This is a genomic window from Streptomyces justiciae, from assembly GCF_015163075.1.
Classification (GTDB): domain Bacteria; phylum Actinomycetota; class Actinomycetes; order Streptomycetales; family Streptomycetaceae; genus Streptomyces; species Streptomyces justiciae.
Genome location: NZ_JADDXU010000001.1, coordinates 678308 through 704060, shown reverse-complemented (window position 1 = coordinate 704060; position 25753 = coordinate 678308). Strand labels below are relative to the sequence as shown.

Sequence of the window (25753 nt, the reverse complement as noted above, 5' to 3'; positions counted from 1 at the left end):
GCCCCTGATACAGGTCCACTACGGGACCCGCATCAAGGGCCAATGCGGCGCCTTGCGTCCTAGCAGCCGACGAGGCGGGCGGCCAGGTAGCCCTCGATCTGGTCGAGGGAGACGCGCTCCTGCTTCATCGAGTCGCGCTCGCGGACGGTCACGGCGTTGTCGTCCAGCGTGTCGAAGTCGACCGTCACGCAGTACGGCGTACCGATCTCGTCCTGGCGGCGGTAGCGGCGGCCGATGGCGCCGGCGTCGTCGAACTCGATGTTCCAGTTCTGCCGCAGCGCCTGGGCGAGCCCCTTGGCCTTCGGGGACAGCTCGGGGTTGCGGGAGAGCGGGAGCACCGCGACCTTCACCGGGGCGATGCGGTGGTCCAGGCGCAGCACCGTGCGCTTCTCCAGCTTGCCCTTGGCGTTGGGCGCCTCGTCCTCGACGTAGGCGTCGAGCAGGAACGCCAGCAGGGTGCGGCCGACACCGGCGGCGGGCTCGATGACGTACGGGGTGTAGCGCTCGCCGGCCTCCTGGTCGAAGAACTGGAGGTCCTGACCGGAGGCCTTGGAGTGCGCGGTGAGGTCGTAGTCGGTGCGGTTGGCGACGCCCTCGAGCTCGCCCCACTCGCTGCCGCCGAACTGGAAGCGGTACTCGATGTCGGCGGTGCGCTTGGAGTAGTGGGAGAGCTTCTCCTGCGGGTGCTCGTACCACCGCATGTTCTCTTCACGCAGACCCAGGCCGGTGTACCAGTTCCACCGCTCCTGCATCCAGTACTCCTGCCACTTCTCGTCCTCGCCCGGCTTGACGAAGAACTCCATCTCCATCTGCTCGAACTCGCGGGTGCGGAAGATGAAGTTGCCGGGCGTGATCTCGTTGCGGAAGGACTTGCCCATCTGCGCGATGCCGAACGGCGGCTTCTTGCGCGCGGCGGTCTGCGTCAGGGCGAAGTTGATGAAGATGCCCTGGGCGGTCTCCGGGCGCAGGTAGGCGACGGAGCCGGAGTCCTGGGTCGGGCCGAGGTGCGTGGAGAGCAGACCCGAGAACTGCTTGGGCTCGGTGAACTGGCCCTTGGTGCCGCAGTTCGGGCAGTTGATGTCGGCGAGGCCGTTCTCGGGGAGGCGGCCCTTCTTCTCCTCGTACGCCTCCTCCAGGTGGTCCGCGCGGTAGCGCTTGTGGCAGGAGGTGCACTCGGTCAGCGGGTCCGAGAAGGTGGCGACGTGACCGGAGGCCACCCAGACCTCGGGCGCCAGGATCACGGACGAGTCGATACCGACGACCTCCTCGCGCGACGTCACCATGTAGCGCCACCACTGGCGCTTGATGTTCTCCTTGAGCTCGACACCCAGGTGTCCGTAGTCCCAGGCGGCGCGCTGACCGCCGTAGATCTCACTACAGGGGAAAACGAAGCCACGGCGCTTGCTCAGGCTGACGATGGTGTCGATCTTGTCGGCGGCCACGGTGCTCTCTTCATGACGAATGGACGGCAGCGAATGACTCAGGTTACTGGTGCCGACACCCCCGGTATCAAATCGGTTCGGGCCGCAACCACTGTCACCGGCCTCTCACCCAGGTTTGTTGACAACGGTTTCCATATTTGTTGAAAATGACTGTCATGAACGTACGACGACAGCACATATCCGGGATCACGATCGCGGCCGTCACCGCCCTCGGTCTCGGAACCCTCTCCGCCTGCTCCAGTGACAGCGCGGCCGCCGGCAACTCGGACAAGTTCGACGTCGTCGCCTCGTTCTACCCGATGGCCTACCTCGCCGAGCAGATCGGCGGGGACCACGTGAACGTCACCAGCCTCACCGAGCCCGGCCAGGAGCCGCACGACCTGGAGATCAGCGCCAAGCAGACCGCGCAGCTCCAGGAGTCCGACGCGGTGCTCTACCTCAAGAACCTCCAGCCCTCCGTCGACGACGCGGTGGCCCAGTCCGAGGTCAAGACCAAGATCGACGCCGCCTCCCTCACCACGCTGGAGAAGCACGGCAACGAGGTCGGCGGCCACGCGGCCGAGCACGACGACCACGAGGACGAGGAGATGTCCGGCCTCGACCCGCACATCTGGCTCGACCCGGTGCGCTACGCCCAGGTCGCCGAGGGCGTCAGCAAGGCCTTCGAGAAGGCCGACCCCGACCACGCGGCCGACTACAAGAAGAACACCGCGGCCCTGGTGAAGAAGCTCGACGGCCTCAACACCCAGTTCGAGGACGGGCTGAAGAACACCAGGACCAAGGTGTTCATCACCACCCACGCCGCCTTCGGCTACCTCGCCGAGCGCTACGGCCTGACCGAGGAGGCCATCAACGGCCTCGACCCCGAGTCGGAGCCGAGCGCGGCCCGGGTGAAGGACCTTGAGAAGATGGCCAAGGCCGACGGCGTCACCACCGTGTTCTACGAGACGCTCGTCAGCGACAAGACCGCGAAGACCATCGCCTCCGACGCGAACCTGAAGACGGACGTCCTCGACCCGATCGAGGGCATCACGTCCAAGTCCAAGGGCGACGACTACTTCCAGGTCATGGAGTCCAACCTCAAGGCGCTGCAGAGCGCGCTAGGCGCCAAATGACCCACCCGGAGGAGTTCGTGTCCGAGCCCGTCATCTCCCTGCGCGGCGTCCGCGCCGACCTGGGCTCGCGGCCCGTGCTGCGCGGCATCGACCTCACCGTGAACCGCGGTGAGGTCGTCGCGCTGCTCGGCGCCAACGGCTCCGGCAAGTCGACGGCCGTGCGCAGCATCATCGGCCAAGTACCGCTCGCCGAGGGCGAGATACGCCTGTTCGGCACGCCCCGCAAGGCGTTCCGGGACTGGGCGCGCGTCGGCTACGTCCCGCAGCGCACGACGGCCGCGGGCGGTGTCCCGGCGACGGTCACCGAGGTCGTCTCCTCGGGCCGCCTGTCCCGCGCCCGCTTCGGCGTGCTCCGCAAGGCGGACCGCGAGGCCGTGCGCCGGGCCCTGGAGCTGGTCGGCATGGCGGACCGCGCGAAGGACTCGGTGGACGCCCTGTCCGGCGGCCAGCACCAGCGTGTGCTGATCGCCCGCGCGCTCGCCGCCGAACCCGAACTGCTGATCATGGACGAGCCGATGGCGGGCGTCGACCTGGCCAGCCAGGAGGTGCTCGCGCACACCCTGGAGGAACAGGTCGCGGCCGGCACGACCGTCCTGCTGGTCCTGCACGAACTGGGCCCCCTGGAGCCCCTGATCGACCGGGCGGTCGTCCTGCGCGACGGCTGCGTCCTGCACGACGGACCGCCCCCGAAGGCGGTCGGCCAGCACGCGCTCCCCGGCCACGACCACGTCCACCCCCACGAGCCGATCCACACGGGACTGCTGAGCTGATGGAGATCCTCGACTACGCCTTCATGCAGCGGGCCCTGCTCGCCGCCGTCCTGGTCGGCATCACCGCCCCGGCCGTGGGCATCTACCTCGTCCAGCGCCGCCAGGCCCTCATGGGCGACGGCATCGGCCACGTGGCGATGACCGGCGTCGGCCTCGGCTTCCTGCTGAACACCTCCCCGGTGTGGATGGCGACCCTCGTCTCCGTCCTCGGCGCGGTGCTCATGGAGCTGATCCGCTGGTACGGCAAGACCCGCGGCGACATCGCCCTCGCGATGCTCTTCTACGGCGGCATGGCCGGCGGCGTGATGTTCATCAACCTCGCGCCCACCGGCTCCAACGCCAACCTCACCTCGTACCTCTTCGGCTCGCTGTCGACGGTGTCGCAGTCGGACGTGACGGCGATCTGTCTGCTGGCGGCCTTCGTGGTGTTGGTCACCCTGGGCCTGCGCCGCCAGCTCTTCGCGGTCAGCCAGGACGAGGAGTTCGCGCGGGTCACGGGTCTGCCGGTGCGCGCCCTGAACCTGCTCACCGCGGTCACGGCGGCCGTGACCGTCACGGTCGCCATGCGGGTGGTCGGCCTGCTGCTGGTCTCGGCCCTGATGGTCGTCCCGGTGGCGGCGGCGCAGCAGCTCAGCCGCAGTTTCGCGGCGACCTTCGCGATCGCGGTCGCCATCGGCGTCACGGTCACCATCAGCGGCACCGTCACGTCGTACTACCAGGACGTCCCGCCCGGCGCGACGATCGTCCTGCTGACCATCGCGGCGTTCATCCTGACCACGGCCCTCGCCACCCCGCTGGCCCGCCGCAGGGCCCGCGCGGCAGCCGCCGCACAGGCCGCGGGAGACCCGGCGGAGTGTGTGATTCCGGCCAGCCGGGCAGGCGAGGGGAAGGTCGGCGTCTGACTGCGCACAGTCGGGGCTGGCACAATGGCCCGGCAGACGCAGTAGGTGTGAGGAGGCAACCGGTGACGACCGCTGGACCGCCCGTGAAGGGCCGTTCGACCCGGCAGCGGGCTGCCGTGGCGGCGGCCCTGGACGAGGTCGACGAGTTCCGCAGCGCGCAGGAACTCCACGACATGCTCAAGCACAAGGGCGACTCGGTCGGTCTGACCACGGTCTACCGCACCCTGCAGTCCCTCGCCGACGCCGGTGAGGTCGACGTCCTGCGCACCTCGGACGGCGAGTCCGTCTACCGCCGCTGCTCCACCGGCGACCATCACCACCACCTCGTCTGCCGCGTCTGCGGCAAGGCCGTGGAGGTCGAGGGCCCGGCGGTGGAGAAGTGGGCCGAGGCCATCGCGGCGGAGCACGGCTACGTCAACGTGGCGCACACGGTGGAGATCTTCGGCACGTGCGCCGACTGCGCGGCGGCGGCCGCCGGCTGACGGCTCAGACGCGGGTGAGGTTCCGGTCCAGGATCTCCCGCAGCCGGTCCACCTCCGCGGGGTGCGCGACGCCCCGCTTGGGCAGCACCGTGAAGCAGGTGGCGTTCTTGTCGTCGCTGTACAGGACGAACAGCTCCTTGGTCTCCCGGTAGCGCGGCTGGGCCGCGAAGCCCACCGAGGTCGAGCTGTGCTCGGTGACCACCGTCAGCCCCGCGTCCGACACCGTCACCCGGAAGACGCCGTTGCGGGCGGCGGCCTTGAGGACCTGGCGGGCCGTCAACCAGGGCTGGAACCACAGCAGCGCCACCATCAGGGGCATCCAGATCAGCAGGAACATGTTGGTGTCCCCGCCGCCCACGGCGAGCCCGAGGTCCAGCGCCCAGGCGAGCGCGATCAGTACGAGCGCCACCTTCTGGAGCCGCCCCGCCCGGTTGAAGCTCCTGCGCTCGCGCAGCGCCGCCGCGTAGTCCGCGACGACCGGCTGGTACGCCAGCTCGACCACGCCCTGTTCGGCGTCCCGCCCCATGTTCATGACCATGAGGCGGGATCGTACGCCCACGGCCTACGAACGGCCGAAGCACCTCTCCAGCTCGTCCAGGTCGTAGAACTTGCTGCCCTTCGCGATGGGCTCACACCCCGCCTTGAACGCGGTCTCCTTCTCGTTGTAGAGCATCCGCACCAGCCAGCGGTCGCCCTTGCGGAAGACGTCCCACTGGATGTTCGCGCCGAGCGGCGAGACCGAGGCGCCCCGCCACGGGTTGGTGGCGTACGTGTACGGCTCCTGCTCGGTGACCGGCTCCGTGCTGCCCGGCAGGCCCATCAGCGCGGCCAGCGGGATGATCTCCTCGGCGTGGGAGAAGCGGAGTTCGGCACCGAGCGTGCTGGTGCCCGCCTTCTTCGCCTCGACCTGCTTGAAGAAGTCGTCGAGGAGGACGTCGGCCATCTTGTACGTGATGTCGCTGTCCGCGAAGCCGGGGCCCTTCTCGTAGAAGTCCTCGGCGTCGGAGAGGTAGCCGAACCAGGCGGCGTCGGTGGTGGAGAGGTACCGCTGCATCCCCCAGCCCTTGCCGTCCGGGCTCTCCTCGCTCATCGCGGGGGCGATGGCGTAGAGGTTGTAGACGGCCTCGGCGGCGGCGATCTGGTCGGCGGCGCTCAGCTGCTCGACGAAGGCGGCCGTGAAGAGCCGGCGCAGGACGCTGCGGGCGGCCTCGTGGGTGCGGGGCTGGTCGGTGATCGACGTCAGGGTGGCGGCGAGCCGCTGGTCGTTGTCGATGTAGTCGCGGTAGGCGGCGCCCCCGGCGGCCTTGTGGAAGTAGAGCAGGTCCTTGTCGGTGCGGGTCGCGCCGATCAGCGGCTTCAGGGCCGGGTCGGTCGCGGCGAGCTCACCGGCGTACTCGTTCGCACTGTCGATGGCGCGCCCCTGCCCGGAGCTGACGACGTCGATCTTCTCGCCGTCGGCGGCGATCCGCGCGAAGAGGGAGGGCAGCCGCTGCTGCATGCGCGCGGCGGTGTCCCGCATCTCCTGCTTGCCGCGACCGCTGAGGTTGCCGTAGCCGACCTTCGCCATGGCGGCCTGGAGGGCGCGCACCTTGGGGCCGAACTCCCGCCCCTTGCCGGTGAGTTGGCCCGCGGCCTCGGCCCTGTCCCACAGGGCGAGGATCAGGTCGCCGTCCTCGCTGTCGGAGGCGGCACGGGAGCCGTGCCGGGAGACGTTCTCCGTGAAGACCGGGGTGAAGCCGGCGGGCGGGCGCTGGTAGGTGTGCGCGCTCTGCCGCGGGCTGTACGTGGCCTTGGTGCCGTAGCTCGTGGCGTGGGCGGGCTGGTGCGCGGCCTGCGCGGGCAGGGCCGCGACCAGCAGGGTCCCCAGGGCGAGGGACGCGGGGATGGCGCGGTGCGTGACCTTCATGGCCGGATCGTGCGCCACCCCCGTGAACGCGGGGTAGCCGCGAAATGGCCATGTCGCCGCTTACGAGGTGCCCTGCCTGCCCTCCATCGCGAGCAGCTCCTCGTTGGGCAGGGCGCCACCGAAGCGGCGGTCCCGGGAGGCGTACTCGACGCAGGCCCGCCACAGGTCGCGGCGGTCGAAGTCGGGCCACAGGACGTCCTGGAAGACCATCTCGGCGTACGCGCTCTGCCAGATCAGGTAGTTGGAGGTGCGCTGCTCGCCGCTGGGCCGCAGGAACAGGTCGACGTCCGGCATGTCCGGGTAGTACAGGTACTTGGCGAGGGTCTTCTCATTGACCTTCGACGGGTCGAGGCGGCCCGCCTTCACGTCCTCCGCGAGGGCCTGCGCGGCGTCCGCGATCTCGGCCCGCCCGCCGTAGTTCATGCAGAAGTACAGCGTCAGCTTGTCGTTGCCCTTGGTCTGCTCCTGGGCGACCTGGAGCTCCTTGGCGACCGACTTCCACAGCTTGGGCATCCGGCCCACCCAGCGGACCCGGATGCCGAGCTCGTCGAGCTGGTCGCGGGTCTTGCGGATGAAGTCGCGGTTGAAGTTCATGAGGAAGCGGACCTCGTCGGGCGAGCGCTTCCAGTTCTCGGTCGAGAAGGCGTACAGCGAGATGGCGCCGACGCCCATCTCGATGGCGCCCTGGAGGACGTCGAGGACGCGCTCGGCGCCGACCTTGTGGCCCTCGGTGCGGGGCAGCCCGCGCTCCTTCGCCCAGCGGCCGTTGCCGTCCATGACGATCGCCACGTGGTTCGGGACGAGCTCGCCGGGGAGCTTCGGCGGGCGGGCGCCGGAGGGGTGCGGCTCGGGCGTCCTGTAATCGCGGCGCTGGCGCCCCAGGATCCCACGTACGACCATGTTGCTTCTCGTTCCTCTCCGGCTTACTTCTCTACGTAACGCAGCGAGCGCAGCCCGCGTTCCAGATGCCAGTGCAGGTAGGCGGAGACCAGTCCGCTGCCCTCCCGGACGTACCGCGGCTCGCACGCGTCCGCTGTTCCCCAGTCTCCCGTAAGCAGCGCGCCGAGGAGTTCCAGGGTCTGCGGAGAGGGTACGACGCTGCCGGGCACCCGGCAGTCCACGCAGACGGAGCCGCCGGCGCCGACCGAGAAGAACCGGTTCGGCCCGGGAAGGCCGCATTTGGCACAGTCGCCGAAGCTGGGGGCGTAGCCGTTGACGGCGAGGGAGCGCAGCAGGAAGGCGTCGAGGACGAGGTGCGGGGCGTGCTCCCCGTTGGCGAGGGTCCGCAGGGCGCCGACGAGCAGCAGGTACTGCTGTACGGCGGGCTCGCCCTCGTGGTCCGTGAACCGCTCGGCGGTCTCCAGCATCGCGGTGCCGGCGGTGTAGCGGGCGTAGTCGGAGACGATCCCGCTGCCGTAGGCGGCGATGGTCTCGCTCTGCGTGCACAGCGGCAGCCCGCGCCCGATCAGCTCGCTGCCGCGCGCGAAGAACTGCACGTCGACATGGGAGAAGGGTTCGAGCCGCGCCCCGAACTTGGACTTGGTCCGCCGCACCCCGCGCGCGACGGCCCGCACGCGCCCGTGGCCCCGGGTGAGGAGGGTGATGATGCGGTCCGCTTCTCCGAGCTTCTGCGTCCGCAGGACGATGCCGTCGTCCCGGAAAAGGCTCATGGGTTCATTGTCCCGTACGTCGAGGGGTCAGCGGGCCCGGTCGGGATGGCTGATGGTGGTCCAGGGGGCCTGGTTCCACGGGCTGGCGCGGTTGGCGGGGTCGAGGAGGGCGCGGAGGTGGGCGTCGGCGGTGGCCTGCGGGGCGGGCAGGTCGGTGCCGCCGCCGGCCCTGAGGTCGTCGCGCCACACCTGCCGGCCCAGCAGATAGTGGTCGGCGTACTCACGCCAGGAGCCGTACGTCGACACCACCGACGGCACGATGTTCTTCAGCGCGGTCCACGCCTCGGCCTCGGTGATCAGCCCGCAGCCGAAGCCGCGCCGGGAGATGTCGACGTAGAGGGCGGCGTCCCAGGCGAGCGGCGAGACGCCGTGGAGCTGGGCGGCGCGGGCCCGGTAGCCGGCGCGGTGCAGCTCGTCGAGGCGGGCGGCCAGCTGGTCGCGGGTGGTGATGCCCCACTGCTCGGCGAGCCAGTCACGGGCCCGCTCGTCGTCGATCCGCGTGAACGGGTACAGCGTGCCGCGCGAGGCGTCCCGGTCCCGGCTCACGGGCGCGCTCAGCGACACCATCCACAGCTGGTGCGCGGTGAGCGGGACGCGGTACCGGCTCGTCGCCCGCGGCTTCGTCCATCTCCGTATGCTCCACAGACCCATGGGACCCGCACCCTACGACAGTGCCGTCAGGGCACCTCACCCCGGCTGCGGGCGTCGGCGTACGCGGTCTCCGCGCTGAGCCGCTCGGCGGGCGTCGCGTACCGCACGGCGTCGGGGGCGACGTCCCACTCCTTGCCGCCGCCGTAGGGTCTGAGCTGGAGGTAGGGGCCTTCGTGCCCCATGACGATGCCGAGCCGTCCGGTACGGGTGTCCACGACGTGGCTGCCGACGGGGGTCTTCACATCGTGTGGCTCCCCCGCACCCGCGGATTTCACTCTTCACGCCTGCCGGGCGGGGTGTTGCGTCTAGACTCGCCGGTTGCTCCCGTCACAGAAGAGACCTGTGCGCGGCACCGGCCCCTGGGGGACCCGGTGGGGTAAACCCCCCTGCTGACAAGGCAGTTGGCCGGATGGGGGCGGGCGGGAAGATCCGCGAAGCTCGTCGGCATGAAGCAGCTGACCAGGAGTCTCGTCCAGATCGCCGTCGCCTCCGGGATCATCTTCGGGGCTCTCACGCCCCTCACCGCGTCTGCCGCGCCCGCCCTCGAGTGGGAGAAGTGCGCGGGCACCGGTCTCGACCCGCGCCAGCAGTGCGCCACCCTCCACGTGCCCATGGACTACGCCGATCCCGGTGGTCCGAGTATCGAGATCGCCGTCTCGCGGATCGTGAGCGAGAAGCCCGCCGCCCGGCGCGGGGCCCTGTTCCTGATCCCGGGCGGGCCCGGTGGGTCGAGTCTCAACGACCCTTCCGGGAAAGGGCAGAAGCTGCCGCAGGAGGTGCGGGACGCCTACGACCTGATCGGGTTCGCGCCGCGCGGGCTCGCGCCCTCCACCTCCGTCGACTGCGGACTCGAGCGCCGCGACCTCGCGCTCACCGCATCACGGCCCTGGCCCGCCGCGGACGGCTCCGTGGACGCGAACATGTCCACCGCCCACCGGATGGCCGACGCCTGTGAGCGCAACGGCGGTGAGCTGCTCCAGCACCTCAGCACCCGTAACGAGGCCCGCGACCTGGACCGGCTGCGGGCCGCGCTGGGCGAGCGGAGGATCTCCGCGTGGGGAGTGTCGTACGGGACGTACGTGGGCGCCGTCTACGCCGAGATGTTCCGGGGCCGCACCGACCGGTTCGTGCTGGACAGCAATGACGACCCCGATCCCACCCGGGTCGCCCGCGCCTGGCTCGCCGGGCACGAGCAGGGCGTCGAGGACACCTTCCCCGAGTTCGCCAAGTGGGCTTCCGCGCCCGGCAACCCGTACCGCGTCGCCGAGACGGCCGCCGAAGTGCGCCCCGAGTTCCTGGAGTTGGCCGCGCGCCTGGACCGCGAGCCGCTCCCCTGGCCGGGCGCCAACCCGGCCGAGCTGAACGGCAACATGCTGCGCCAGGCCATGCTGAGCAGCCTTTACGACCCCGACGACTTCCCGGCGCTCGCGCAGCTGATGCTGGCCGCCGAGAAGGGCACGGTGCCGCCCGCGCCGGCGTCGCCGCCCGACGCCGTCCTCCAGAACGTCTCCGCCGTGGGTGCCGGGACGCTCTGCAACGACGTGGCCTGGCCGAGCTCAACGGCCGTGTACCGCAAGGGAGTCGAGGAGAGCCGGGCCAAGTATCCGCTCACCGCCGGCATGCCCCGCAACGCGATGGTCTGCGCCGCCTGGCCCTACCCGCCGCAGGAGCCGCCGACGGTGATCACCGACCGCGGCCCCTCCACCGTCCTCCTCGTGCAGAACGAACGGGACGTCGCCACCCCCGTGGGCGGCGCCCTGAAGCTCCGTGAGGCGCTCGGGCGGCGGGCGGTCATGGTGACCGTGAACTCCACGGGCCATGACGCCTACCTCGACAACGGCAACGCCTGCGGGGACGCGGCGGTGACCCGCTTCCTGGCCACGGGCAAGCGCCCCGCCGCCGACCTCTACTGCCGCTGACACGCCCCGCGGTACGCCCGCGCCACCGCGTGGAACGCCGCCTTCGGCTCCCAGTGCCAGGGCGAGTCCGGGTCGCCGGGGCGGTCCTGGATCGCCTTGGCGATGCCGTAGCTCGCCAGGTCGAGGTCGTGGCGCGGGTCGCCGGGGCGGTGCGGGGCGTCCGCGGTGAGGAACTCGAAGACCATCGCCGCGTAGAGGTTCATCGACGCGAAGACGTCCAACAGGTCGGTGAGATAGGCGGCTTGGGTGCGCTCGCTGCGGACCGGGACCGGGTCCTTGATCTCCTCCGGCGTCTTGCCGTGGTCGACGATGTCCCAGCCCATGCCGCCCGCCTCCGGGGCGCCACGGTAGGCGCAGGTGCCGAACTCGGTGATGGCGAGGGGCTTGCCGTGGCGCAGATACTGCCTCAACTCCCGTACGTAGTCGGAGCGTCGGGGGAAGTACGAGTAGTAGTCGACGCCCACGATGTCGAAGAGGTCCCAGTCGACCTGGTCGATCTCCGGGGCGGAGGCGTAGCTGAGGCGGCCGTGGAAGACGCTGCGGCCGAGTCGCGCGGCCTTCGCGGTGAAGCGGGCCAGCCTGCGCTGCATCGCGGCCCAGTCGAGGTTCCCGCTCTGGAGGTGGGCGATGCGCTCGAACACGTCGTCCCCGGGGATGATCCCGGGCACGAACAGCCAGAACTCGCAGCCCACGCTGAACTCGACGCTCGCCCCCTGCCGCCGCAGCCGCTCCGCGAACCGGCCCGTCTCCGCGAGGTGTTCGAGGATGTCCCGCTCCGGGACGTCACCGAGGGTCGGCTGGAGCCAGACGTGCAGACCGAGCTCGGCGGCCTCGGCGGCGGTCGAGGTGAGGCGTTCGACGCCGTCGCCGGTGACGTCCACGGTGTTGGCGTGCAGGTCGTCGCGGACGGCGCGGAGGTCGCGCCGCATCCGGGCGGTGCTCCAGGCGGTGGCCGGCGTCTCCCCCGCACCGACGGTGTAGACGACACCTCGACGAGTCAGCCCCTTGCCGGCCGGGTGCTTCCCGGTCGCGGCCACGGACCCCGCAGGGAGCACCGCCCCCGCCACGCCGATCGCCGCCGCCCCCGCCAGGAACCGCGCCCTGCTGATCCCCTTGCTGTTCTCCGTACGGTCCATGTGGTCCATACGGCCACTGTGGCGACCCCGCGCCCGCACCGCCGTCCCCCGAAGGTCTACGCCCCCGCAACCAAGGAATGACGTACGGCGTCGATCACTGCAGAGATCGTTGACACCCGCCGACCGAAGGAGAGCCCGATCTTAGCCCGCCGAACCCTTCTCACCGCCGCCACAGCCACCGCCGCCGCCCTCATGACGAGCGCACCCGCACACGCCTCCACCGCCAAGGGCCTGCGCGAGCTGGAGGCTCGACACGGGGCCCGCCTGGGCGTGTTCGCCCGCAACCTCGCCACCGGCCGGACCGTCCGCCACCGCGCCGACGAACTCTTCCCGATGTGCTCGCTCTTCAAGACCCTCGCGTCCGCCGCCGTGCTGCGCGACCTCGACCGCGACGGCGAGTTCCTGTCCCGCCGCATCCACTACACGGACGCCGACCTGCCGAAGGAGGGCTCCGACAAGACGCGGGAGCACCTCGCCGACGGCATGACGGTCGCCGAACTCGCCGAGGTGGCCATCACGTTCAGCGACAACGGCGCCGGCAACCTCCTCCTGCGCGAACTCGGCGGCCCCACCGCCATCACCCGCTTCGCCCGCTCCCTGGGCGACCGGGTGACCCGCCTGGACCGCTGGGAGACGGAGCTCAACTCGGCCGAGCCATGGCGGATCACGGACACGACGAGCCCGTACGCGATCGGCCGGACATACGGCCGACTGGTCCTCGGCGACGCCCTCGACGGCCCGGACCGCGCACTGCTCACCCACTGGCTCCGCAGCAACACCACGAGCGGCACCCGCCTGCGCGCCGGTCTGCCGACGACGTGGACGGTCGCCGACAAGACGGGCGGCGGTTCCTACGGCACCAACAACAACGTCGGCATCGCCTGGACCGAGGACGGCACGCCGCTCCTGCTGGCCGTCCTGACGACCATGCCCGCGCAGGACGCCGTACGGGACGACGTACTGATCCGCGACACGGCGGCCCTGCTGGCGGACACCCTCACCGGTCCGGCCTGAACCGCCGCACATAGCGCCGCTGCCATGGCGTCTCCACCGCACCCCGGTGGTAGTGCGCGCGGACGTACGCGACGGCCTCGCCGGGCGGTACGCCGTCCAGTACGGCCAGACACGCCAGCGCCGTCCCCGTACGCCCGCGTCCGCCCCCGCAGGCGACCTCGACGCGCTCGCCCGCGGCCCGCTCCCACACTTCGGTGAGCGCGTCGCGGGCGTCCGCGCGATCGGCGGGCAGCCGGAAGTCGGGCCAGCGCAGCCAGCGCGACTCCCAGGGGACGGCCGGTGGCCGGTGACCGAGGAGATAGAGGCCGTACGACGGGGTCGGCGCCCCCGGCGGGAGGGGGTGCCGCAGCCCCCGGCCACGCACCAGCCTCCCCGACGGCAGCCGCAGCACACCGTCCGCGCCGTCGCCCCACTCAGCCCTTGCCATGCCCGCCGCCTCCACCGCTCGCGGCGCCACCCGAAGCGGCGCACCCACCGCCCAGGGCATCACATCCACCGCCCGGGCGGCGCTGGGTTCGCGAACGACATGCGCCCCTCGTAAGAATCTCCTCTCCTCTCCTCTTCCACGACGACAGGGAGCCTCCATGACCATCCCCGCCCCGCTGACCGGCGTCGTACCCCCCGTCTGCACCCCGCTGACGCCGGACGGCGAGGTGGACGTCCCCTCGCTGCTCCGCCTGGTCGACCACTTGCTGGAGGCGGGGGTGCACGGGCTGTTCGTGCTCGGTACGTCGTCGGAGGCGGCGTATCTCACCGACGGGCAGCGGGAGTTGGTGGTGCGGGCGGTGACGGGTCACGTGGGCGGGCGGCTGCCGGTTCTGGCCGGCGTCATCGACATGACGACGCCGAGAGTGCGGGAGCATGTCCGGGCGGTGACGGCGGCGGGCGCGGACGCGGTGGTGGCGACGGCACCGTTCTACACCCGCACCCACCCGGCGGAGATCACCCGCCACTACCGCCTCCTCGCGGCGACGGCCGAGGTGCCGGTCATCGCGTACGACCTCCCGAGCGGCGTCCACACGAAACTCCCGGCGGAAGTGGTGCTGGAGCTGGCGGCGGACGGCGTCCTGGCGGGTCTGAAGGACTCCAGCGGCGACCTGGCGGCGTTCCGTGACGTCCTGCGGGGCCTACGGGCCCACCCCGACCTCGCCGGGTTCTCGGCGTTGACGGGTTCCGAGCTGTTCGTCGACTCGGCACTGGCGGCGGGGGCACAGGGCGCGGTGCCGGGGTTGGCGAACGTCGACCCCGAGGGTTACGTCCGCCTCTACCAGCTGTGCCAGGCGGGCGACTGGACCGCGGCCCGCGCCGAACAGGAGCGGCTGTGCGGGCTGTTCGGGATGGTGAAGGTCGGGGACCCCGGGCGGATGGGGGGATCGTCGGCGGCGCTGGGGGCGTTCAAGGCGGCGCTGTATCTGCGGGGGGTCATCGCGTGCCCGGTGACGGCTGAGCCTCAAGTGGGCTTGTCGGAGGGGGAGGTTGCGGAGGTGGGGAGGTTCTTGGCGGAGGCGGGGCTGTTGTAGGGGTGGGTCGGCCGATCGCCCACGGCTACACGCCCCCGGGGGTGACCATCCCGGACTCGTACGCCACGATCACCAGCTGCGCCCGGTCCCGCGCCCCCAACTTCCCCATGATCCGGCTGACATGGGTCTTCGCGGTCAACGGGCTCAGCCCCAACGCCTCCCCGATCTCCGCGTTGTTGAGCCCCCGCCCCACCAGCGTCAGCACCTCCCGCTCCCGCTCGGACAGACACTCCGGCCCGCCCGCCACCGGAGTTGTCGCCGTCGGACTGCTCAACAGGCGGGCGATCAACCGCGCCGTCGGCCCCGGGGACAGGAGCGACTCCCCCGCCGCCACCGTCCGGATCGCCTCCAGCATCTCCGCCGGTCTCGTGTCCTTCACCAGGAACCCGGACGCCCCCGCCCTGAGCGCCTCCACGATGTTCTCGTCCGTGTCGTACGTCGTGAGGACCAGCACCTTCACCCCGGCCAGGTCGGGGTCCGCCGCGATCAGCCGGGTCGCCTCGATGCCGTCGAGGTCCGGCATCCGGATGTCCATCACGATCAGGTCGGCACGCGCGCCCCGGGCCAGTTCCACCGCCTCCCGGCCGGTGCCCGCCTCGCCCACGACCTCCATGTCCCCCGCCGACTCGACGAGCATCGCGAACGCGGCCCGTACGAGCGTCTGGTCGTCCGCAAGCAGTACGCGGATCGTCATCCGGCCCCCTCCAGAGCACCCCTGAGCGGCAGCACCGCCGTCACCTCGAAGCCGCCCCCCGCCCGCGGCCCCGCGTCGAGTGTGCCACCCACGCTGCGCGCCCTCTCCCGCATCCCGACCAGCCCGAAGCCGGCGCCCGCCGAGCCGACTCCGACCGTCTTGCCGTCGTCGCTCACCGACACCCGCAGGGCGCCCTGCTCCTCGTACAGCGAGACCCGCACCGCGGGCTCCGGCCCGGCATGGCGTACCGCGTTCGTCAGCGCCTCCTGCACGATCCGGTAGGCCGCGGCCCCCACGGCGGGCGGCGGCGCCTCGCCGACCCGTACGGTCTCCAGGACCCTGGCCCCCGCCAGCCGTGCCGCCTCCACCAGGTCGGGGACGCCGTCGAGGCCGGGCAGCGGGCCGCGGGCCTCCCCGGCGGCGGCGCCCTGTTCGCGCAGCACCTCCAGCGTCGTACGCAGCTCGCCGCGGGCCGTGCGGCAGGTGTCGGCGATGTCGTTGAGGGCCTTGGCGATCGTCTCCCGGTCCAGGCGTTCGGGGTCGGCGGCCAGGACGTGCGCGGCCACCGAGGTCTGGACGCCGATGAGGGTGATGGTGTGGGCGAGGAGGTCGTGCAGGTCGCGGGCGATCCGCAGACGTTCCTCGGCGACCCGGCGCCGCGCCTCCTCCTCTCGGGTGCGTTCGGCCCGTTCGGCGCGTTCGACGAGGGAGGCGACGTACTGGCGGTAGTAGCGGACGTCGATGCCGATGAAGAGGACGGCGAGCACCCAGCCGTAGGTGCGCACCAGGTCGGGGACCTGTTTGTGGTCGCCGAAGGTGAACATCACGGTCACGGAGAGGGCGAGGCCCGCGGCGCCGACCAGGATCGAGCGGGCGGGGCGCTGGGTGACGGTGACCGTGTAGAGCGCGACGAGCGAGGCGGGGACGGGCGCGCCGTGGTTGTTGTCGAGGGCGTGGTACGGGATGACGAGCACCACCACCGCGGCGAGCACCAGCAGCGGCCGCCGCCTGCGCCACACCAGCGGCACATGGGCGGCGATCAGCAGCGTCCAGCCCAGAGCGTCGGGGTGGCGGAGCGTGTCGGTGAAGGCCGCGAGGACCGCGGCGAGGGCGGCGAGCACGGCCGCCAGCACCGCGTCGTTGCGGGTGGCGTGCGGCGCGGTCCTGGGGTCGCGGGTGAGCGTCGCCGTGACGCGTTCGCCGAGGCGTGGCCGCACCGGGGTCGTGGTGAGGTGCATGAGGGTCATCCTCCGACGGGACGGCGCCCCTCCGGGAGAGGAGGGGCGCCGGTCGGTTCCGTTCAGTGCGTCACCGCCGCCACGGGCTCCGGCTCCTTCGGCGGGGTCGGTGGCTCGGGCTCGCGGGACAGGGCGCCCGGCCACCACACCTTGCGGCGCAGCGCGACGGCGGCGCTGGTCACCAGGTAGGTGCGGACCAGGAAGGTGTCGAGCAGGACGCCGACCGCGATGACGAAGCCGAGCTCGACGAGGCTGACCAGCGGCATGTTGGTGAGCACCGCGAAGGTCGCGGCGAGGACCATGCCGGCGGAGGCGATGACGCCACCGGTCGTCCGCAGCGCGGTCAGCGCCGCCGCCACCGGTTCGGTGCCCTTCAGCGACTCCTCCCGCATCCGGTGCATCAGGAAGATGCCGTAGTCGACGCCGAGCGCCACCAGGAAGACGAAGGACAGCAGGCCGAGCCCCGGGTCCGTGCCCTCGAAGCCGAACACCGGCCCGAAGACCAGCCCGCCGATACCGAGCGCCGCACCCCACACCGCGACCACGGCGCCGACCAGGATCAGCGGCGCGACCACCGACCGCAGCAGCGCGATCAGGATCAGCAGGACGGAGACGAGGACGAGCGGTACGACGATCATGCGGTCGCGGGCGTTGGTGTCCGCGAGGTCGAGCTGCTGGGCACTGGCCCCGCCGACCAGCGAGTCGTCGAGGCGGTCGCGCAGGGCCTCGATGGTCGCCGTCTCGCCCGCCGACTGGGGGGCGGAGGTCGTGGCGACCGTGATCTCCGTCCAGCCGTCCCCGCTGCGCCCGCGCTCCGCGGCGGCGACGCCCCGGGTGTCCCGGACCTCGCCGAGCACGGTGTCGGCCTTGTCGGTGGGGGCGAGGACGGTGAGCGGCTGGGTGCCCTGCTCGGGATAGGCCTTGGCCAGGGTTTCCATGGCGGCGACCGCGTCGGGCTTGGTGGTGAAGGAGTCCTCCTGCTTGAGGGCGCCGGGCAGGTTCAGCGCCCCGAGGGCCAGCGCGCCCAGCAGGACCGCGCCGGAGGCGAGCACGGCCAGGGGCCGCCGCTCGGCCGAGCTGCCCATCGCCGCGAACAGGGAGCGGCGGGCCTTGGGGGTGCTGCCGTAGCGCGGCACGAGGGGCCAGAAGACGCGGCGGCCGAGCAGGACGAGGACCGCGGGCAGCAGGGTCAGCATGGCGGCCAGCGCGCACAGGATGCCGACCGTGCCGAGCGGGCCCATGCCGCGGCTGGAGTTGAGGTCGGCGGCGAGCAGGCAGAGCAGGCCTGCGGCGACCGTGCCGGACGAGGCCAGCACCGCCGGGCCGCAGCCCTTGAGCGCGGCGACCATCGCGTCGTACGGCCGCTCGAAGCGCCGCAGCTCCTCGCGGTACCGGGAGACGAGCAGCAGCGCGTAGTCGGTGCCCGCGCCGAACACGAGGATCGTCATGATGCCGGAGCTGGCGCCCGTCACGGCGGTGCCGAACGCCTGGTTGAGGCCGTACGCCACGCCCATCGACAGGTAGTCGGCGAGGCCGGCGACGGCGAGCGGCACCAGCCACAGGACCGGGCTGCGGTAGATCAGGATCAGCAGCAGGGCCACGACCCCGGCGGTGGTGTAGAGCAGCGGCCCGCCGAGCGAGTTGTAGACCTCGGCCGCGTCGGTCTGGAGGGCTCCCGTGCCGCCCACGTCGACGCTCAGCCCGCCCTCGCTGTGCGCGATGTCCCGTACGTCGTTGACGAGCTCGTCGCGTGCCTTCTCGTCGGTGCCGGGCTCGGTGCTCGCCACCGGGTACATCAGGGTGGTGCCGTCCTTGGACGGGACGCCCTGCGGTCGGCCGGTGAGCTGGTGCGCGCCCGCGATCCGGTCGATCTGCGCGGCGGCGGTCGCCTTGTCGGCGGCGGTCAGGCCGCTGTCGCGGTGGTAGACGACGACCATCTCGGTGGCCTCGCCGCCGGGCAGCCGGTCCTGGATCTTGGCGACCTGCGTCGAGTCGGCGCTCGCGGGCAGATAGTCGACGGCCCGGTCGTGCTGGACGTCGGCGAGCTTCGAGGCGAACGGCGAGGCGATCGCCAGCACGGCGATCCACAGCCCGAGCATCACCCAGGGCACGGCACGCCGTCGTCGTGCGGATGTCCTTGCGGCCCCCATCGACGGGCCTCCCTCCGGTCGGATGTCTGGGTCGTGTCCAGACTCCCGGCGGGCGGGGGCGGATTCGTCGGGCGGAAGGGCGAGTTGGGGGTTACTACGGAGGGCGGTACAGGGCCCGGATTACTCCCTGGGGAGTAACGAGGGACCTACGACGGTGTCCGCGCCGCGGCCAGCAGCCGCGTGACGTCGTCGGCGCAGATGGTGAGGGCGGCGCCGACCGTGGCCAGTGCGTCGCGCTCGGCGGGGGTGTAGGGGCCGTCGGCGAGGGCGATCCGCGCCCCCTGGAGCAGGATCGACTCCCGCCCGGCCGGTGCCAGATGCGGCGCCAGCGGGTCGAGCGCCTCGTGCAGCTCGATCGCCAGCCCCGCCCCGCAGGGCTCGCCGAAGACCCGCCCGGTGTCGGCGGCCAGCGCCTCCACCAGCGCACCGAGCTGGTCCTCCGTACAGTCGTCGAACCCGGCGGCACGAACGGTGACCGCGGCCGCCTCCAGCGCCGTACGCGAACAGGTGCCGCCCGCGGCGAGGACCGCGAGGGCGACGGTGTGGACGGCGTCGCGGAGCATCGCGGAGAAGCGGACGGTGGTGGGGTGGTCGAGGACGTCGGTGCCGAAGTGGCGGCGACAGGCGGCGCATTCGACGACCGGCCCGGTCTCGCCACGGGGCATCACGGGGACGCCGAGGAGGGTGAAGCGGCGGCGCCCGGTCAAGCGCTGGTAGTTGCGGTCCCCGCCACATCCCGGGCAGAAGAACTCCCCGTCGCCCACGGGCGTCCATGCGGTACGCGTGCCCAGCATGCGCGCAGGCCTGGCGGCACGGTCGTTTCGTCCCCGTCCTGGCAGCACGTCACACCTCCGCGTAACCGCACGGCAACATCGCCGCGCTGGCGTGATGTTAGCCACATCGGAGACCCCCAGTCAGCACCCAGGACGAGACCTTTCCGTGACCTGCACAGCGAGATGGCCGGAAACGACCGGGTCCCGCCCGCAGAAGAACAGCGGACGGGACCTGGAAAACGCGGGTGGGGATGATGCCCTCAGGGGCGCGGGGAACTGCGCGACCAGCCACAACGGCGCCGCACCCGGCACCCAACCCCGCGCGGCACCCTCTTAGCGCGCAGCCCTGTTAACAGCCGACACAACCGCCTTCAGCGACGCACGTGTCGTGTTCGCATCGATCCCGATCCCCCACAGAACCTTGCCGTCGATCGCACATTCGATGTACGACGCGGCCTGCGCGGACGCACCCTCACTCATCGTGTGCTCCTGGTAGTCCAGGAGCCGCGCATCGATGTCGACCTTGGCCAGCGCGTCGAAGAAGGCCGAGATAGGACCGTTGCCGGTACCGGTCAGAACGGTGTCGACACCATCCACCGTCGCCTCCACCTTCAGCGTGTCCACGCCGTCCGTGTCGGTGGTCGACTGCCCGTTCTTGACCTGGATACGGCCCCACGGGTTCTCGGGGTTCGGCAGGTACTCGTCCTGGAAGACGGCCCAGATGTCGGACCCGGTGACCTCGCCGCCCTCGGCGTCCGTCTTGGCCTGGATGATCTTCGAGAACTCGATCTGCATCCGGCGCGGCAGGTCCAGCTTGTGGTCGTTCTTCAGGACGTACGCGATACCGCCCTTGCCGGACTGCGAGTTGACGCGGATGACCGCCTCGTACGAACGACCCACGTCCTTCGGGTCGATCGGCAGGTAGGGCACCGCCCACTCGATGTCATCCACCGTGACACCCTTGGCCGCCGCGTCGGCCTCCATCGCGTCGAAGCCCTTCTTGATGGCGTCCTGGTGGGAGCCGGAGAAGGACGTGTAGACCAGGTCGCCCACGTACGGGTGGCGCGGGTGGACCTCCATCTGGTTGCAGTACTCCCACACGCGACGGATCTCGTCGATGTCGGAGAAGTCGATCTGCGGGTCGACGCCCTGCGAGAACAGGTTCATGCCCAGGGTGACCAGGTCGACGTTGCCGGTGCGCTCGCCCTGGCCGAACAGGCAGCCCTCGACGCGGTCGGCGCCGGCCATCAGCGCCAGCTCGGCGGCGGCGACGGCCGTACCGCGGTCGTTGTGCGGGTGGACGGAGATGACCACGTGCTCGCGGCGGGAGAGGTTGCGGCTCATCCACTCGAAGCGGTCCGCGTGCGTGGACGGCGTCGAACGCTCCACCGTGGCGGGCAGGTTGAGGATGATCTCGCGGCCCGGGCCCGGCTGGTAGACGTCCATGACCGCCTCGCAGACCTCCAGCGCGAAGTCCAGCTCGGTGTCGGTGAAGATCTCCGGCGAGTACTGGTAGCCGAACTCCGTCTCCGGGCCCAGCAGCTTCTCCGCGTACTCCATGACCAGGCGCGTGCCGTCGACGGCGATCTGCTTGATGTCGTCCTTGGAGCCGCGGAAGACGACCCGGCGGAAGACGGGGGCCGTCGCGTTGTACAGGTGGACGGTCGCGCGCTTGGCGCCCTTCAGCGATTCGACGGTCCGCTCGATCAGGTCCTCGCGGGCCTGGGTCAGTACGGAGATGGTGACGTCGTCCGGGATCGCGCCCGGCTCCTCGATGATCGAGCGGACGAAGTCGAAGTCCGTCTGGCCGGAGGCGGGGAAGCCGACCTCGATCTCCTTGTAGCCCATCTTGACCAGCTGGTCGAACATCCGGCGCTTGCGCTCGGGCGACATGGGGTCGATCAGGGCCTGGTTGCCGTCACGCAGGTCCGTGGAGAGCCAGCGGGGGGCGACGGTGATCCGGTTGTTCGGCCAGGTGCGGTCCGGGATGTCGACCTGGTCGTACTGGCCGTACTTGTGGATCGGCATGGAACTGGGCTGCTGGCGGTTCGCCATGATGCGGGGGCTCCTCAGGGTGTCCGGAAGGACGGCCGACGACGCAACGCCAAGCTCCGCGGGGAGGGAGTCGACCTGGACTACAGGCCCTCGCCGCGGCAGCTAAGAAGAAGCAGCCCGAAACGCATGATGCGAAGCATGCTAGCCGAGCCGGTTCGGATGCGGGGCGCTGTATCAGCATGCGGGACCCGGGTGACGAATAACAGGGAACCGGACAAAAAGTGCGCCACGCCACTTCGTCATACCACTTCGTCACGGAGCGTGCGCCCTGCTGTCCGTATATTTCACCAATCATGGTTGCGGGTAGTGACAGCGGCATAACGCAGTGCAAGGGTGCCGGGCATGACGAAGACCAACGGGGGCTTCGAGCCCGTCTTCTGCACCGTCGTACCGCCGCACGTCCTCGACAAGCTGGCTCAGGCCGAGGACCCCGCGCTCGCCGATCCCGCGCGCAGGACCCTGGAACGCGACGCCTTCGAGCGCACCCACCGCCGGCTGACCACGGTCGTCGGCGCCCCGTCCGTCGCCGCGCCGCTCGGCGCGGAGGCCGGCAAGCCGCACCGCACCCTCTACGACGCGAAGCACCGCACCGAGCTGCCCGGGAAGAAGGTCCGCGCCGAGGGCTCGGAACCCGGCAAGGACGCCACGGTCAACCGCGCGTACGCGGGCCTCGGCGCCACCTTCGAGCTGTACCTGAAGGCGTACGAGCGCGACTCGATCGACGCAGGCGGCCTCCCGCTCGACGCGACGGTCCACTACGACCGGGACTACAACAACGCGTTCTGGAACGGCGAGCAGATGGTGTTCGGCGACGGGGACGGCGAGATCTTCCTCGACTTCACCATCCCGATCGACGTCATCGGCCACGAACTCACCCACGGCGTCACGCAGTACACCGCCAACCTGACCTACTTCGGCCAGCCCGGCGCGCTGAACGAGTCGATGTCCGACGTCTTCGGCTCCCTCATCAAGCAGTACACGCTCGGCCAGACCGCCGCCGAGGCCGACTGGCTGATCGGCGCGGGCCTCCTCGCCCCGCGCGTCACGGGCAAGGCGCTGCGCTCCATGAAGGAGCCGGGCACGGCGTACGACGACGACGTCCTCGGCAAGGACCCGCAGCCCGCGACGATGGACGACTACGTCCGCACCGGCCGCGACAACGGCGGCGTCCACATCAACTCCGGCATCCCCAACCACGCGTTCTACATCGTCGCCACCACCCTCGGCGGCCACGCCTGGGAGCGGGCGGGGCAGATCTGGTACGACGTGCTGACCGGCGGCCAGCTGAAGAAGGACGCCCTGTTCACGGACTTCGCGACGCTGACGGTGGCGGCGGCCAAGGCCCGCTACCAGGAGGGCGAGGAACTCCAGGCCGTGCTCAAGGCGTGGGAGCAGGTCGGGGTGCGCACGGCGTAATTCCGTACTACACACGGTCCCATGCGTATTCGAGTGAGGCGCACGGGCGGATTCGCGGGTATCGAGCGCAGCGCCGAGGTGGACACCTCGGGGCGGCCCGACGCACCGGAATGGCGAGCCCTGGCCGAGAAGGCGATCGCCGACGGGCGGCACATCCCGCCCGTCGGGGTCCCCGACGGGTTCAGTTACGAGATCACGGTCGACGGGAAGACGGTCTACACCGCCGACCCCCGGCTCACCGAGGAGCAGCGCGGGCTGATCTCGCGGGTGCTCAAGGAGGGAGCGTAACGGGCAGTTCCCGCTGGGGCGTTGACTTCCCTTACCGGCGGTAAGGATGATCCGGCCCATGGCGACCAACGCGATACCGAAGTTCCCGGCCGGCTTCCTCTGGGGCGTCTCGACCTCGGCCCATCAGATCGAGGGCGCGGCGGAACTGCGCGAGCCCTCCGTGTGGGACGCGTTCACCGCCGAGCCGGGCCGGGTGAAGGACGGCTCGACGGCGGCGACGGCCTGCGACCACTACCACCGCTACCGCGAGGACGTGGCGCTCCTGGCCGATCTGGGCGTGGACGCGTACCGCTTCTCGGTCTCCTGGCCGCGGGTTCGTGCGGAGGGCGGCCTGGACTTCTACGACCGCCTGGTCGACGAGCTCTGCGCGGCGGGCGTCCGCCCGGTCCCGACCCTGTTCCACTGGGACCTGCCGGTCGGCCTCGACTGGCTGGAGCGGGACACCGCGGCGCGCTACGCCGAGTACGTGTCGGTCGTCGCCGACCGCCTCGGTGACCGGGTGAAGAAGTGGATCACGATCAACGAGCCCGCCGAACACACCCTGTTCGGCCATGCGTTGGGCGCCCACGCTCCCGGCAAGCGGCTGATGTTCGACGCGCTCCCGGTCGCCCACCATCTGCTCCTCGCCCACGGTCTGGGCGTCCAGGCCCTGCGCGCGTCCGGTGCCACCGACATCGGCATCGCCAACTCGCACGGCCCGACCTGGCCCGCCTCCCAGGAGCAGCCGGACCTGGAGGCGGCGGCGTTCTACGACCTGCTGCTCAACCGGCTGTTCGCCGAGCCGATCCTGCTGGGCGAATACCCGGACGGGCTGGGCGAGTTGATGCCGGGCGACGTGGCGGCGGACCTCAAGGTCATCTCCGAGCCGCTGGACTTCTACGGCGTCAACTACTACGCGCCGACCCGGGTGGGCGCCCCGCAGGGCGCGGACATCGAGTTCGGCGGTCTGACCATCCCGGCCGAACTCCCCTTCTCCGTCCAGGAGATCGAGGACGTCCCGGTCACCGACTTCGGCTGGCCGGTGGTCCCGGAGGGCCTGACCGAGCTCCTCACCACCTTCCACGAACGCTACGGCGACCGGCTGCCGCCCATCGTCATCACGGAGAACGGCTGCTCGTACGAGGGCCTCCACGACCGCGCCAGGATCGACTACCTCGACGGCCATGTCCGGGCCCTGCACCGGGCGTCGGAGGCCGGCGTCGACGTCCGTGGCTACTTCGTGTGGTCGCTGATGGACAACTTCGAGTGGGCCGAGGGCTATGCGCAGCGGTTCGGCCTGGTGCACGTGGACTTCACGACGCTGGAGAGGACCAAGAAGGACTCGTACACCTGGTACCGGTCCCTGTTGCGGGCCCAGAGATGACGTCGACGGCGACGGCCCTGGACGAACCCGTCGAGCGGGTCGGCCGGGGCTGGACGGCGGCCCTCTCGCTCGCCAACGTGGCGATCTGGGTGGGCTGGTACGGCCCGCTGCAGATCCTGCTGGCCCGCCAGGCGGAGGACTTCGCACCCGGCACCGGCATGTCGAAGGAGACGCTGCTGGCGTGGGTGACGGGCGCCGGCGCGGTGGTGTCGCTGGCCGCGAACCCGTTCTTCGGCGCCCTGTCGGACCGGACGACGGCGCGCTGGGGCCGCCGTACGCCGTGGATCGTGGCGGGATCGGCCGGAGGGTCCCTGTCCCTGCTGCTGCTCGCGGGCGCGGGCGGGCTGTGGCTGATGACGCTCGGCTGGTGCCTGGTCCAGCTGACCCTGAACGCGTCCTTCGCGGCGGTGACGGCGGCAGTGCCGGACCGGGTGCCGAGGCTCCAACGCGGGTCGGTGGGCGGGTGGTTGGGGGCCGCGCAGATCCTGGGCGCGGTGGCCGGTACGGGGCTGGCGACGGCGGCGGGCGGGATCGCGGCGGGGTACGTGGCCTGCGCTGTGTTCGCGGCGGCGGGGGTCCTGCCGTACGTCCTCCGCTACCCGGACCTACGGCTGGAGACGGCGAACCGCCCGCCGTGGCACGGCCGTTCGTTCCTCCGCGGTTTCTGGCTGAGCCCCCGCCGCTACCCGGACTTCGCCTGGGCCTGGCTGACCCGGTTCCTGATCAACCTCAGCAACGCGCTGGTGATCCTGTACCTGCTGTACTACCTGCGGGACCGGCTGCGGTACGACGACCCGGAGCACGGCGTCCTGATCCTCACCGCGGTGAACAGCGTGACGCTGCTGGCCACGGTCGTGGTGGGCGGGGTGTGGTCGGACCGGGTGGGCCGCCGCAAACCGTTCGTGCGCTGGTCCGGGGCGCTGATGGCGGCGGCCACGGCGCTGCTCGCGGCCTGGCAGACCTGGCCCGGCGCGATCGTGGTGGCGGCGCTGCTGGGCCTGGCCCTCGGGGTGTTCATGTCGGTCGACTTCGCGCTGATGACGGACGTCCTGCCGAAGGCCCTGGACCGGGGCAAGGACCTCGGCGTCATCAACGTCGCCAACGCCCTCCCCCAGGTCGCCGCCCCCGCCGTGGCCGCACCGATCGTGACGCATCTGGGTGGGTACCGGGTGCTGTACGCGGTGGCAGCGGTGATCGGGTTGGCGGGGGCTGTGTTCGTCGACCGTATAAGGGGCGTGGACTAGAGCGC

General features: G+C 71.2%; 25 protein-coding genes. 11 read left to right on the top strand and 14 right to left on the bottom strand.

Annotation, left to right across the window (positions count from 1 at the left end; genetic code table 11):
- Window positions 1-59 precede the first annotated feature (59 nt).
- Window positions 60-1442, bottom strand: a complete 1383-nt coding sequence (locus tag IQ210_RS03105) for a glycine--tRNA ligase (RefSeq protein ID WP_194076622.1) — start codon at window positions 1440-1442, stop codon at window positions 60-62.
- A gap of 155 nt (window positions 1443-1597) precedes the next feature.
- Here IQ210_RS03105 and IQ210_RS03100 point away from each other — a divergent pair, with 155 nt between their 5' ends.
- From IQ210_RS03100 to IQ210_RS03085, 4 genes are all read left to right on the top strand, one after another.
- Window positions 1598-2557: a metal ABC transporter substrate-binding protein gene (locus IQ210_RS03100; protein ID WP_194076620.1), complete on the top strand. Its 960-nt coding sequence runs from the start codon at window positions 1598-1600 to the stop codon at window positions 2555-2557.
- Window positions 2554-3327, top strand: coding sequence for a metal ABC transporter ATP-binding protein (locus tag IQ210_RS03095; RefSeq protein WP_194076618.1), 774 nt, complete (start codon window positions 2554-2556; stop codon window positions 3325-3327). The genes IQ210_RS03100 and IQ210_RS03095 overlap by 4 nt, the downstream gene beginning before the upstream one ends.
- Window positions 3327-4229, top strand: coding sequence for a metal ABC transporter permease (locus IQ210_RS03090; RefSeq protein WP_194076616.1), 903 nt, complete (start codon window positions 3327-3329; stop codon window positions 4227-4229). The genes IQ210_RS03095 and IQ210_RS03090 overlap by 1 nt, the downstream gene beginning before the upstream one ends.
- 62 nt (window positions 4230-4291) lie before the next feature.
- Window positions 4292-4711: a Fur family transcriptional regulator gene (locus tag IQ210_RS03085; RefSeq protein ID WP_194076613.1), complete on the top strand. Its 420-nt coding sequence runs from the start codon at window positions 4292-4294 to the stop codon at window positions 4709-4711.
- Window positions 4712-4715: 4 nt separating this feature from the next.
- Here the strand turns inward: IQ210_RS03085 and IQ210_RS03080 are convergent, their stop codons facing one another.
- The 6 genes from IQ210_RS03080 to IQ210_RS03055 are packed head-to-tail and all read right to left on the bottom strand — an operon-like array spanning window position 4716 to window position 9180.
- The gene (locus tag IQ210_RS03080) at window positions 4716-5249 is read right to left on the bottom strand and encodes a YcxB family protein (protein WP_194076611.1); all 534 of its coding nucleotides are present in this window, start codon (window positions 5247-5249) and stop codon (window positions 4716-4718) included.
- A gap of 24 nt (window positions 5250-5273) precedes the next feature.
- Window positions 5274-6617 carry a histidine-type phosphatase gene (locus IQ210_RS03075; protein ID WP_194076609.1) on the bottom strand — a complete coding sequence of 448 codons (1344 nt, stop codon included), beginning with the start codon at window positions 6615-6617 and terminating at the stop codon, window positions 5274-5276.
- Between the two features lie 60 nt (window positions 6618-6677).
- The gene (locus IQ210_RS03070) at window positions 6678-7517 is read right to left on the bottom strand and encodes an isoprenyl transferase (protein ID WP_194076606.1); all 840 of its coding nucleotides are present in this window, start codon (window positions 7515-7517) and stop codon (window positions 6678-6680) included.
- 23 nt (window positions 7518-7540) lie between these two features.
- Complete coding sequence (gene recO / locus IQ210_RS03065; protein WP_059191671.1) at window positions 7541-8287, bottom strand: DNA repair protein RecO; 747 nt, start codon at window positions 8285-8287, stop codon at window positions 7541-7543.
- 27 nt (window positions 8288-8314) lie between these two features.
- Window positions 8315-8938 (bottom strand): DUF1266 domain-containing protein, encoded by a 624-nt coding sequence (locus tag IQ210_RS03060; protein ID WP_194076604.1) that lies wholly within the window; start codon window positions 8936-8938, stop codon window positions 8315-8317.
- Window positions 8939-8964: 26 nt separating this feature from the next.
- On the bottom strand, window positions 8965-9180 hold the full coding sequence (locus IQ210_RS03055; RefSeq protein ID WP_194076602.1) for a hypothetical protein: 216 nt from the start codon (window positions 9178-9180) through the stop codon (window positions 8965-8967).
- A 204-nt stretch (window positions 9181-9384) separates the two neighbouring features.
- Here IQ210_RS03055 and IQ210_RS03050 point away from each other — a divergent pair, with 204 nt between their 5' ends.
- Window positions 9385-10857 (top strand): alpha/beta hydrolase, encoded by a 1473-nt coding sequence (locus tag IQ210_RS03050; RefSeq protein ID WP_194076600.1) that lies wholly within the window; start codon window positions 9385-9387, stop codon window positions 10855-10857.
- Here the strand turns inward: IQ210_RS03050 and IQ210_RS03045 are convergent.
- The gene (locus tag IQ210_RS03045; protein WP_228046959.1) at window positions 10845-11993 is read right to left on the bottom strand and encodes an abortive phage infection protein; all 1149 of its coding nucleotides are present in this window, start codon (window positions 11991-11993) and stop codon (window positions 10845-10847) included. The genes IQ210_RS03050 and IQ210_RS03045 overlap by 13 nt on opposite strands.
- Before the next feature lie 192 nt (window positions 11994-12185).
- Here IQ210_RS03045 and bla point away from each other — a divergent pair, with 192 nt between their 5' ends.
- Window positions 12186-13007 carry a class A beta-lactamase gene (gene bla, locus IQ210_RS03040; protein ID WP_194076596.1) on the top strand — a complete coding sequence of 274 codons (822 nt, stop codon included), beginning with the start codon at window positions 12186-12188 and terminating at the stop codon, window positions 13005-13007.
- On the opposite strand, the gene IQ210_RS03035 is transcribed toward bla, so the two are convergent.
- Window positions 12991-13434, bottom strand: coding sequence for a protein-tyrosine phosphatase family protein (locus tag IQ210_RS03035; RefSeq protein ID WP_194076593.1), 444 nt, complete (start codon window positions 13432-13434; stop codon window positions 12991-12993). The genes bla and IQ210_RS03035 overlap by 17 nt on opposite strands.
- Window positions 13435-13591: 157 nt before the next feature.
- On the opposite strand from IQ210_RS03035, the gene IQ210_RS03030 reads away from it, so the two are divergent.
- Entirely contained in the window at window positions 13592-14527 is a 936-nt protein-coding gene (locus tag IQ210_RS03030) for a dihydrodipicolinate synthase family protein (protein WP_194076591.1), read from the top strand.
- Between the two features lie 25 nt (window positions 14528-14552).
- Here IQ210_RS03030 and IQ210_RS03025 read toward each other — a convergent pair whose 3' ends face one another.
- The 5 genes from IQ210_RS03025 to leuA all read right to left on the bottom strand — a co-directional run bounded on the left by IQ210_RS03025 (window position 14553) and on the right by leuA (window position 21437).
- Entirely contained in the window at window positions 14553-15221 is a 669-nt protein-coding gene (locus IQ210_RS03025; protein WP_194076589.1) for a response regulator, read from the bottom strand.
- Entirely contained in the window at window positions 15218-16459 is a 1242-nt protein-coding gene (locus tag IQ210_RS03020) for a sensor histidine kinase (RefSeq protein ID WP_194076587.1), read from the bottom strand. The genes IQ210_RS03025 and IQ210_RS03020 overlap by 4 nt, the downstream gene beginning before the upstream one ends.
- A gap of 62 nt (window positions 16460-16521) precedes the next feature.
- A complete protein-coding gene (locus IQ210_RS03015; RefSeq protein WP_194076585.1) occupies window positions 16522-18609 on the bottom strand; it encodes an MMPL family transporter in 2088 nt (695 codons plus the stop codon).
- Window positions 18610-18755: 146 nt separating this feature from the next.
- Window positions 18756-19451, bottom strand: coding sequence for a TerB family tellurite resistance protein (locus IQ210_RS03010; RefSeq protein ID WP_194076581.1), 696 nt, complete (start codon window positions 19449-19451; stop codon window positions 18756-18758).
- 264 nt (window positions 19452-19715) lie between these two features.
- The gene (leuA, locus tag IQ210_RS03005) at window positions 19716-21437 is read right to left on the bottom strand and encodes a 2-isopropylmalate synthase (protein ID WP_194076579.1); all 1722 of its coding nucleotides are present in this window, start codon (window positions 21435-21437) and stop codon (window positions 19716-19718) included.
- 342 nt (window positions 21438-21779) lie between these two features.
- On the opposite strand from leuA, the gene IQ210_RS03000 reads away from it, so the two are divergent.
- From IQ210_RS03000 to IQ210_RS02985, 4 genes are read left to right on the top strand one after another with little or no spacing between them, the layout of a single operon-like run.
- On the top strand, window positions 21780-22853 hold the full coding sequence (locus IQ210_RS03000) for a M4 family metallopeptidase (RefSeq protein WP_194076577.1): 1074 nt from the start codon (window positions 21780-21782) through the stop codon (window positions 22851-22853).
- A 21-nt stretch (window positions 22854-22874) separates the two neighbouring features.
- Window positions 22875-23141 (top strand): protealysin inhibitor emfourin, encoded by a 267-nt coding sequence (locus IQ210_RS02995; protein ID WP_194076575.1) that lies wholly within the window; start codon window positions 22875-22877, stop codon window positions 23139-23141.
- A gap of 46 nt (window positions 23142-23187) precedes the next feature.
- Window positions 23188-24504, top strand: a complete 1317-nt coding sequence (locus tag IQ210_RS02990; RefSeq protein WP_194076572.1) for a GH1 family beta-glucosidase — start codon at window positions 23188-23190, stop codon at window positions 24502-24504.
- Complete coding sequence (locus IQ210_RS02985) at window positions 24501-25748, top strand: MFS transporter (RefSeq protein ID WP_194076570.1); 1248 nt, start codon at window positions 24501-24503, stop codon at window positions 25746-25748. The genes IQ210_RS02990 and IQ210_RS02985 overlap by 4 nt, the downstream gene beginning before the upstream one ends.
- The last annotated feature ends 5 nt before the right edge of the window (window positions 25749-25753 follow it).